Raw genomic sequence first — 9,487 nt, forward strand, 5'->3', positions numbered from 1 at the left:
AATAACTTGCTGATTAGGCGACAGCGTTCCGCGCGTGATGCGTCCAATACCAATAACACCTACATATGAATCATAATCCAATGCAGAGATTTGCATTTGGAAAGAACCCTCAGGGTCAACTTTTGGCGCTGGAACTTGATCAACGATCATTTGAAACAATGGCGTCATGTCTTCTGCCATTTCTTCCGGATCATCTCCCGCAATACCATTCAATGCAGACGCATAAATCACAGGGAAGTCTAACTGCTCATCGGTTGCACCGAGTCGATCAAACAAGTCGAACACCTGATCCATTACCCAATCAGGACGCGCACCCGGACGGTCAATCTTGTTGATAACAACAATCGGGTTCAAACCTTTCTCAAACGCCTTTGACGTTACAAAACGCGTCTGTGGCATCGGTCCGTCTACTGCATCAACAAGAAGTAGTACAGAATCAACCATAGAAAGAACACGCTCTACCTCACCACCGAAGTCGGCGTGCCCAGGAGTGTCCACAATATTAATACGGTAATCATTCCATGTAATTGCTGTGTTCTTAGCAAGAATGGTAATGCCACGCTCCTTCTCTTGATCGTTCGAGTCCATAATTCGCTCAGCACCTTCATCTTTACGATCTAAGGTACCGGACTGACCTAACAAGCCATCAACCAGGGTAGTCTTACCATGGTCAACGTGCGCGATAATGGCGATATTTCTAAGGTTCTCAATCACAACAGCAATTCCCAAAAATTTGAGGGTTAAAAAATCGGACGCGGAGTATACAGCAAGCAAATGAAGATGGACATCAAATGTACATTTATTTGCAATCCTACCCAAAACAACGAATGCACCAAATTGACCCTGCAAGAAGCCATGCGCACCATTAAGGCGCAATAAAAACCTTTGTAAAATTCCAAGAAATTCCTAATTCGTTGTTTATACTCAAAAAATAGAGCTTCTTAACTTTTGGCAAGATGCTTGCATATCTAGTGAACCAAAAGCGGGCACACCCCGTGAAACCCTATAAATAGGTTGCCTAGCGTGTTACGCTGCTGCCAATTTTATAGGCGCGAGTACGAAATAAGCCCCAAAGAACGCTTATTGCGTCAATAAAACAACAGTTTGCGACAACAAACATCTGCAAAGGTGATAACAATCGTCGCAGACCGAAATACAAGAACGACCTCTTTGGTGTTCGAAAACATCCGTTAAATGGAGTAAATATAATGTCAGAGAAAACTCTGGGCCTGATCCAAGAAAATGAAGTAACGTGGGTAGACCTTCGCTTCACAGACACACGTGGTAAAGAGCAGCACGTAAGCATCCCTTCATCTGAAGTTGACGAAGACTTCTTCGAAGAAGGCAAAATGTTTGACGGTTCATCTATCGCTGGCTGGAAAGGCATCAACGAATCAGACATGATCCTTATGCCTGACGACTCTACTTCAGTTCTTGATCCTTTCACTGAAGAAACCACTCTTATCTTGCGTTGTGACATCGTTGAGCCTGCAACTATGCAAGGCTACGAGCGTGACCCACGCTCTGTTGCTAAGCGCGCAGAAGAATACTTGAAGTCTACTGGCATCGCAGACAGCGCATTGTTTGGTCCAGAGCCAGAGTTCTTCGTATTTGACGATGTTAAGTGGAAAGCTGACATCAGCGGTGCGATGTACCAAATCAACTCTGAAGAAGCTGCATGGTCTAGCGACGCAAGCATCGAAGGCGGCAACACTGGTCACCGTCCTGGCGTTAAAGGCGGTTACTTCCCAGTACCACCAGTTGACTCTTTGCACGATCTTCGTGGCGCAATGTGTGCTGCAATGGAAGCAATGGGACTAGTGATCGAAGTACACCACCACGAAGTAGGTACTGCTGGTCAGTGTGAAATCGGCGTTGGTGCGAACACACTTGTAAACAAAGCCGACGAAGTTCAAATTCTTAAGTACTGTGTACACAACGTTGCACACGCTTACGGCAAGACTGCGACATTCATGCCTAAGCCTCTTGTAGGTGACAACGGTTCTGGTATGCACGTACACATGTCTCTAGCAAAAGATGGCAACAACATCTTCGCTGGTGACGGCTACGCAGGTCTTTCAGACGAGTGTTTGTACTACATCGGCGGTATCATCAAGCATGCTCGCGCGATCAACGCATTCACTAACGCTTCTACAAACTCTTATAAGCGTTTGGTTCCAGGTTTCGAAGCTCCAGTTATGCTTGCATACTCTGCACGTAACCGTTCAGCTTCTATCCGTATTCCATTCGTTAACTCGCCAAAAGCGCGTCGTATGGAAGCTCGTTTCCCTGACCCATCTGCAAACCCATACTTGGCGTTCTCTGCATTGATGATGGCTGGTCTTGACGGTATCCAGAACAAGATCCACCCTGGCGATCCAGCAGATAAAGACTTGTACGATCTTCCAGCTGAAGAAGCGGCTGAGATCCCAACTGTTGCTGAAACGTTTGACGTTGCACTTGACGCTCTTGAAGCTGATCACGAATTCCTTACAAAAGGCGGCGTGTTCACTGAAGATATGATTCAAGGCTACCTTGAACTTAAGCGTGAAGAAGTTGAGACATTGAACATGACAACTCACCCAGTTGAGTTCGACATGTACTACTCAGTTTAAGACTTTGTTTTAAAGAAAAGCCCAGCAAATGCTGGGCTTTTTTATATCTGAGGTTCATACTAGAAGCAGCCTAATACGCAACGGAGCTGCCCGAAGCCATGACAAAATCAATCATTTCTTCCCTCTTCCTTTTGGCTTTAACAATTGGCCTAAGTGGCGCTACCAAGGTCTACAAAACCATTAACCCTGATGGCAGCATCTCTTTCTCAGACGAACCAAGCGAACGCTCTGAAACAATAGAAGTGCAAGATGTCGCTACAGTACCCGCACTTAAACTACCTCCTAGCTCAACGAACACTCAACAAGCTGACACAACAACAAAAGAACTCTATCAATCCTTAAAGATACTAAGCCCTAGCAATGACAGTGCATTCCACAGCGGCTCTGGCACAGTAAACATTTCTTTTACCTCATTCCCAGAATTAAGACCGAGCCACATATATAAAATCTTCATCGATAACCAACTCGTAGGCGAACAACGCACCACATCGTTGATTGTTGATAACGTATTTCGCGGAACGCACCAACTTAGCGTTCAGATTAGCGATGCTAGCGGTAAAATCATCAAATCCTCCTCCATATCTTTCACAATGCACCGCCCTTCAAAGCTAAACTAAACTCTTGATGCACCACCATGGTGCATGTAAAATCTTCATTGTGCTCTCCTCAAGTGCGAAGGATTGTTATCGAGCAATTAACAGAATAACAATCTTGGTAAATTCAATAACTTAGCTCTTATCAAAATGAATGCACCGCAAATGGTTTAATTATTGCTAGTTGTCTTAAACGGTGCGAAACCATCATATAAAGCCAGAAAAGACGAATGAAAAACCAAAACATTCAGCAATCAGTGATCCTAGACAACCTATCGACATCCGTTCTCGTTTTAGCGGAAGACTTGACGGTGCTTGATTACAACCCTGCTGCTGAAATGTTGACCCAAGTAAGCCAAAAACGCTTGGAAGCCGCGAAATTTCCTGAACTATTTAGTGACATTGAAAGTAATCTCATCGACGAGATGAAAGAGATCCTTAAAACGGGGCACTCTTACACTCAACGCGAATGTAAGATGACCTTATTAAATGGCGAACACATTCTCGTTGACTGCACTGTTTCTAGTCTGATCGCTAATAATGCGCCTTGTTTACTTGTTGAGATACAAGCAAAAGATCGATTACTTAGAATCAGCCGGGAAGAACAGCTACAAGAAAATCAAGAAACAGCGAAAATCCTCATTAGAGGCCTTGCACATGAAATCAAGAATCCTCTTGGAGGAATTCGTGGTGCGGCACAGCTCCTGTCATCGGAACTAAGCGATGAGCAAAGCGAGTATACGCAGGTAATCATAGAAGAAACGGATCGTTTACGTGATCTTGTGGACCGCATGTTAGGCACCCACAAAGCGCTCAATCTGAGCCCTCTTAACGTGCACGAAATCTTGGAGCGCGTATGTGCGCTCATTCGAGCCGAGTCAGGTAATGCAATTCGCATCGTCAAAGACTACGACCCAAGTATTCCTGAGATACAAGGAGATAAAAGCCAACTCATTCAAGGCTTCCTAAATATCGCAAAAAATGCGCTGCAAGCATTAGAGCCGCAAGCGCAATCTGGTGAAGACGCGAGTATCACTATTCGTACGCGCGCGCTAAGACAATTTACGATTGGTCAAACACGCCATCGAATCGTTGCTCGTATCGAGCTTATCGATAATGGTCCCGGCATTGATAAAAACTTCATTCAGAACATTTTCTACCCAATGATTAGCGGTCGCGCTGAAGGCACGGGCCTTGGACTGTCAATCACACAAAGTATTTTTACCAAACATAATGGTTTAGTTGAGTGCGAGAGCCAACCTGGCCGTACTGACTTTATCGTTTACCTTCCTTTGGAGATGTAACATGAGTTCCCAACCACTCGTATGGATAATTGACGACGATAGATCAATTCGATGGGTACTAGAAAAAGCCCTAGCAAAGGAAAACTACACTATTCGTTCATTCGAAAGCGCGGATGGCGTTCTGGATAGCTTAACGAGAGAAACGCCTGACGCCGTGATTAGCGATATCCGTATGCCGGGCATTGATGGCCTAGAGTTACTCACTGGCATCCATCAACATGATCCTGATATCCCTGTGATCATAATGACGGCTCATTCAGACCTAGACAGTGCCGTCACATCCTACCAAAAAGGTGCTTTTGACTACCTGCCAAAGCCCTTTGATCTCGAAGATGCCGTCGCACTTGCGAAGCGCGCAATTGCTCACTCGCAAGAGCTACGTGCAAAAAATGGCGACACACAAGTTAATAACATTGAAGAAAGCACTGTCATTATTGGTGAAGCACCAGCAATGCAGGAAGTTTTCCGTGCTATCGGCCGTCTTTCTCATTCAAATATTACGGTTCTCATTAACGGGGAATCGGGAACAGGTAAGGAGCTCGTCGCTAAAGCTTTGCACCAACATAGTCCTCGAGCGAAAGAGCCATTTATTGCACTTAATATGGCCGCTATACCGAAAGATTTGATTGAATCTGAACTATTCGGTCACGAAAAAGGCGCATTTACAGGAGCAGGCGGCCAGCGAACTGGACGGTTTGAACAAGCGAACGGCGGCACACTGTTCTTAGATGAAATTGGTGACATGCCTGCAGATACGCAAACACGGCTGTTACGCGTGCTTGCTGACGGCGAATTTTACCGCGTTGGTGGACACACACCGGTCAAAGTAGATGTCCGAATTATTGCTGCGACACACCAAAATCTAGAAGGCCTCGTATCAGATGGCTCGTTCAGAGAAGATTTATTTCATCGCTTGAATGTCATTCGTGTGCACTTACCTCGCTTAAGCGATCGTCGAGAAGACATACCGAAACTCACGCACTTTTTCTTAAAGCGTGCTGCAGACGAGCTCGCGGTAGAACCTAAAATACTAAGACCCGAAACCGAGGAATATCTGAGCGCAATGCCATGGCCAGGTAATGTTCGACAACTCGAAAACACCTGTCGCTGGCTTACGGTAATGGCGAGCGGTAGGGAGCTTCATGTATCAGACCTCCCTCCTGAGTTGCTTGAAAGCAAAGAGATTCAAGCAACTGGCGTCACGTGGCAAGAAGGGCTTCGTCAATGGGCTGACCAAGAACTTAAAAAAGGCAAAGACGCCATTCTTGATACAGCTGTTCCTGAGTTCGAGCGAATCATGATTGAGACGGCATTAAGCCACACGAGCGGTCGTCGTCGCGACGCATCGTTACTATTGGGCTGGGGCAGAAATACCTTAACAAGAAAAATCAAAGAACTAGGCATGGAGTCTTCTGAAGACGTTGTCGAAGAAGCCTAAATAGACCTTATTTCATTGCCTTTCGAACAATAGGGATGCCGTCGCGCGTTTTACATACCGCCACGGCAGACCTCATTTCAGATTCATTACACTCAACTCTTACCTGACAAGACAGTGCATCATGTTTTGCCAAGACATGAGAGCTATTTACATCACAAGCCCCCGAATCATCTGCTTCGACGAGTACGGAATCGGCATAAAAATATGCTTGCGCAGAAAGCATGTTGGTAGCGCTTCGCTCACTCACATTAATAGTCCGTTCCACGAGTGTCAGCGATAATACAGCACAAAGCAACAGAACAAACACTGCACTCAATAACATAAAGCCTTGCTCCGCACGTGCATACATATTTAATCTCGCCCCAAAGTATCATTGTTTTGCATGAAGTGAGCTTGAGAGAACGAATAGCGTGCTTGTGATTCAGAAATGACAAAAGCAAGGTTAATCGCGCTTGCGTTCGCAACCTTATCAAAGCGACCAGAGATACTTCGCATTAAGACATTCTTGTTTCCAAAAGCGTCTGTCCGGATTAGCTCTCCACCCTCAAAACAAAAAGAGAATGATTGCGCCTTGCTCTCTCCTGTTAGGCATTGCTCTGACTCTATCTGCACCTCACTAGCGTTACGAAGTGCTCGAACGATATTTTCACTCACTATGAATGCTTTATGCGAGGCTCTATCAGCTGCTTGGGCCTTTTCTGGCACACTAAACATAAATTTCAACACAGGGATCAGCATTGCAATCACCGCCGCACCAACAACGATCGCTAGCACTAGCTCGATCAACGTGACACCTTTCTGTTTAGAGAGCATTGGACTTACTCACCGGTTCACTTAACAACTTACTCATAGCCATATCAAATTCATATTTTTGGCCAGATGGCGGCATAATGGTCAAGTTTGCTAATAAACGAGAGTCCGTTAAACCCGTGCAAGGAAAAGTGATCTCGACGGAATATGATTCATAAATGTTGTTCAAACCAAGATAAAGCGAACCTGCCAACATAGGAGGTTGATGCACGATACTCACACTTTCATTTCGTGCCGTAAGCGCTTTGCACTTTTCTTCGAGGTTTTTCTTTAACTGGCTAGGTGATTGGTGATTGAGATCAGAATGATAGCTATTCGACAGCATGATGGACTGCTGTGCTTCAATGCTTTTACCGACACCCGATAAAGCAAGGCGATAAGCATAAAAAAGGCTAGAGACACTGACAGTCAAAACGAGCAAGGCAATTAAGACTTCTACTAAGGTAAACCCACTTATTGTGTTAAACGTTTTCATAGCCCACCACATTCAGACGCAGCGATCGTCTGATCTTCGATAACTTCACCATTAAGCATGATACAAATCAGCTTACTCTCTTTATCAACAGATAGCTTCAAAGGCTGAGGACGCGCAGCATCAAGCTGACCGTCTTTACGCCAAGCTAAACGAAGAGGTTTAGAAGATAACTCTCCTTCTAAGGAACGAACGGAAAAACGCTCTTTTGACTCAAAGCGAGATACATGCCGATCAGATATCAGAAGCAATATCACTGGCTTTTCTTCTAAGGCATTGAGCTCAACATAAACGCCTGCCTTATCTTGGTTAGCAAGTGCCAAGGATTGCGCCCTAGCAATATATTGATTCAAGACCTGAGTATACGAGTAGGTATGAAATAAACTTGGAGAAAAAGAGCGAACAGAGAGCCAGACAAGGCTCGATAGAATAAGAATGACGGCAATAAGTTCTACTAAGGTAAATCCTCGTTGCCGCGCACGATTCGCTTTAAAACTAGCCACAACCAGTGGCGACAACATTCACGCCATAACTAACGCGAATTGGAGCAGTGTTATCAAGATCAGCTTTCGCCGCTGTGTAATCAACATAACAATCTTTTTGAAGCTCTAGACGCAAGACATCACCACCTCGAGCACCCTCGCTTTGAACAATAAAGTCTTTGTTTTGTTCAACACCCGCAGCAATAGCAATGCCGGCTATATTAGCCGTCGGATATCCGTTCACCATGGTAATACGAGCACCATCCAATGTGACGGCTTCGCCTAAGCTTGCACCTTTCACTAATTGCTCCGCATGAGCAATTGCTGCTGCAGATTTGATGGCACCTGCGACACCGGCAAGCGAAGCCTCACGCGCTTCTTTTCCAAGATCTGCAAATCGTGGAATTGCAAAGGCAGACAAAATACCTAAGATGACAATAACCATCACTAATTCAATAAGGGTAAAACCGCGCGACTGACGTGCACGCATTAGACTGTACTTCTGCATAATTCGATATTCGTTAATTTGTTATTATTAAATATAGACGGACTAGGCTTATTGACTAGCGCCGACCTTATTTTTCTCGTTCCGATGTGACCAAGCTCAACACTTGCATGCGTTGATTCGCATCATCTTGCATAGCATGGTGGTAATCGCGAGCGACTTCATGAAAATCCGCGTATTTCGCGACAGCATTTACTGCCAGCAAACTTGCGATCACTACACTCGACACCAGCACCCAAGATCGGCCTGATTTTCGATACCCTTTCTGATTTACATCCGTCCCTAGTTGTCCAATCGTTTTTTTCATTGGCTTGTTGCCTTTATTTTATATGATTAGAAACTTACTCAATGCGCGTTAGCGTAGTCGTTATTTTGAATAGTTCGACTTTAGCGTTTCATTACTTGAGTATTATCGTTGTTATAATTTTTAACTTACGTTGCCGCCCATTGCTGCCTGACCAAGGTCCCAAATAGGTAACGCCACCCCTAGCGCTAACATCAAAACGACCAAGCCCATCGCAATAATTAAAATCGGCTCAATGACATCCGTTAATGTCTTTAGACTATAATCGACCTCTTCATCGTAAAATTGAGCCACTTCTTCTAACAAAACATCCAGATTTCCGGACTCTTCACCCACGGCAAGCATCTGCAACACCAAACTAGTAAAAACACCACTAATTAAAGCAGCCGGATAAAGAGACTCACCTCGCTCTATCGCTGTTCTCATACGCGATATACGCTTGGCGATCCATGGGTTCCCGCTTGCGTAACCTGAGATACTCAACCCTTCTGTGATCGGCATACCTGCGCGCACAACCATGGCAAAACTATGCACAAAACGAGACAACGCGATGTAACGGAGCAAGGTGCCGAGCACTGGCACTTTCAGCACAAAGCGACTCCATCGAAGCGCCCCTTCTGTCGTATTCACCCACTGCCAAAATACAGCACCTGAAATCAGAGCAAACAATACAAGAAGCCATGCATAATCATGGAAAAACTCTGCGGAACTGACTAATACTTGGGTTGCAAACGGCAAGTCAGAATCAAATTTTGAAAATAGCCCCTGAAACTCAGGAATCACCCAAACGTTGATAAACAAAAGCGCAGCAATGATGGCTAAGAATAAAAACAATGGATAACGTGTTACCTGCTTAAAACGCCTTTTTGCTTCTCGCTCTCGCTCCAAGTGCTCAGCCAATTTGTGAAACGACTCTTCTAACTTTCCGGTACTCTCTCCCACACGCACCATGGTGATATATAAA

General features: G+C 45.0%; 12 protein-coding genes. 4 read left to right on the plus strand and 8 right to left on the minus strand.

Going from position 1 to position 9,487, the window contains the following annotated elements; all coding sequences use genetic code 11:
• Positions 1-714 (minus strand): GTP-binding protein (locus A3762_RS01960; RefSeq protein WP_197468940.1); only part of this gene is annotated, 714 nt, incomplete at its 3' end.
• A 494-nt stretch (positions 715-1,208) separates the two neighbouring features.
• On the opposite strand from A3762_RS01960, the gene glnA reads away from it, so the two are divergent.
• The 4 genes from glnA (at position 1,209) to glnG (ending at position 5,950) form a co-directional block, all read left to right on the plus strand.
• Positions 1,209-2,615 carry a glutamate--ammonia ligase gene (gene glnA, locus A3762_RS01965; protein ID WP_068475283.1) on the plus strand — a complete coding sequence of 469 codons (1,407 nt, stop codon included), beginning with the start codon at positions 1,209-1,211 and terminating at the stop codon, positions 2,613-2,615.
• A 98-nt stretch (positions 2,616-2,713) separates the two neighbouring features.
• Positions 2,714-3,232 carry a DUF4124 domain-containing protein gene (locus tag A3762_RS01970; protein WP_082868883.1) on the plus strand — a complete coding sequence of 173 codons (519 nt, stop codon included), beginning with the start codon at positions 2,714-2,716 and terminating at the stop codon, positions 3,230-3,232.
• A 206-nt stretch (positions 3,233-3,438) separates the two neighbouring features.
• Positions 3,439-4,512, plus strand: coding sequence for a nitrogen regulation protein NR(II) (gene glnL, locus A3762_RS01975; protein ID WP_068475281.1), 1,074 nt, complete (start codon positions 3,439-3,441; stop codon positions 4,510-4,512).
• Between the two features lies 1 nt (position 4,513).
• Positions 4,514-5,950, plus strand: a complete 1,437-nt coding sequence (glnG, locus tag A3762_RS01980; RefSeq protein ID WP_068475279.1) for a nitrogen regulation protein NR(I) — start codon at positions 4,514-4,516, stop codon at positions 5,948-5,950.
• Positions 5,951-5,957: 7 nt separating this feature from the next.
• On the opposite strand, the gene A3762_RS01985 is transcribed toward glnG, so the two are convergent.
• From A3762_RS01985 to A3762_RS02015, 7 genes are all read right to left on the minus strand, one after another.
• Positions 5,958-6,299, minus strand: coding sequence for a hypothetical protein (locus A3762_RS01985; protein ID WP_068475278.1), 342 nt, complete (start codon positions 6,297-6,299; stop codon positions 5,958-5,960).
• Between the two features lie 2 nt (positions 6,300-6,301).
• Positions 6,302-6,763, minus strand: a complete 462-nt coding sequence (locus tag A3762_RS01990; protein ID WP_068475276.1) for a PilW family protein — start codon at positions 6,761-6,763, stop codon at positions 6,302-6,304.
• Entirely contained in the window at positions 6,753-7,235 is a 483-nt protein-coding gene (locus A3762_RS01995) for a prepilin-type N-terminal cleavage/methylation domain-containing protein (protein ID WP_068753869.1), read from the minus strand. Before A3762_RS01995 ends, A3762_RS01990 begins: the two co-directional genes overlap by 11 nt.
• On the minus strand, positions 7,232-7,735 hold the full coding sequence (locus A3762_RS02000; RefSeq protein WP_068475272.1) for a type II secretion system protein: 504 nt from the start codon (positions 7,733-7,735) through the stop codon (positions 7,232-7,234). Before A3762_RS02000 ends, A3762_RS01995 begins: the two co-directional genes overlap by 4 nt.
• The gene (locus A3762_RS28655; protein ID WP_304439251.1) at positions 7,728-8,222 is read right to left on the minus strand and encodes a type II secretion system protein; all 495 of its coding nucleotides are present in this window, start codon (positions 8,220-8,222) and stop codon (positions 7,728-7,730) included. Before A3762_RS28655 ends, A3762_RS02000 begins: the two co-directional genes overlap by 8 nt.
• A gap of 67 nt (positions 8,223-8,289) precedes the next feature.
• Complete coding sequence (locus tag A3762_RS02010; RefSeq protein ID WP_068474827.1) at positions 8,290-8,526, minus strand: hypothetical protein; 237 nt, start codon at positions 8,524-8,526, stop codon at positions 8,290-8,292.
• Positions 8,527-8,646: 120 nt separating this feature from the next.
• The coding region (locus tag A3762_RS02015) for a type II secretion system F family protein (RefSeq protein ID WP_156493136.1) at positions 8,647-9,487 on the minus strand (841 nt) is incomplete at its 5' end.

Source organism: Oleiphilus sp. HI0125, from assembly GCF_001635355.1.

Bases quoted from the DNA above. Each gene is read 5' to 3' on its own strand.
- A3762_RS01990 (WP_068475276.1), bottom strand. From the start codon at position 6,763: ATGCTCTCTAAACAGAAAGGTGTCACGTTGATCGAGCTAGTGCTAGCG.
- glnG (WP_068475279.1), top strand. From the start codon at position 4,514: ATGAGTTCCCAACCACTCGTATGGATAATTGACGACGATAGATCAATT.
- glnL (WP_068475281.1), top strand. From the start codon at position 3,439: ATGAAAAACCAAAACATTCAGCAATCAGTGATCCTAGACAACCTATCG.
- A3762_RS01995 (WP_068753869.1), bottom strand. From the start codon at position 7,235: ATGAAAACGTTTAACACAATAAGTGGGTTTACCTTAGTAGAAGTCTTA.
- glnA (WP_068475283.1), top strand. From the start codon at position 1,209: ATGTCAGAGAAAACTCTGGGCCTGATCCAAGAAAATGAAGTAACGTGG.
- A3762_RS01985 (WP_068475278.1), bottom strand. From the start codon at position 6,299: ATGTATGCACGTGCGGAGCAAGGCTTTATGTTATTGAGTGCAGTGTTT.
- A3762_RS01970 (WP_082868883.1), top strand. From the start codon at position 2,714: ATGACAAAATCAATCATTTCTTCCCTCTTCCTTTTGGCTTTAACAATT.
- A3762_RS02010 (WP_068474827.1), bottom strand. From the start codon at position 8,526: ATGAAAAAAACGATTGGACAACTAGGGACGGATGTAAATCAGAAAGGG.
- A3762_RS28655 (WP_304439251.1), bottom strand. From the start codon at position 8,222: ATGCAGAAGTACAGTCTAATGCGTGCACGTCAGTCGCGCGGTTTTACC.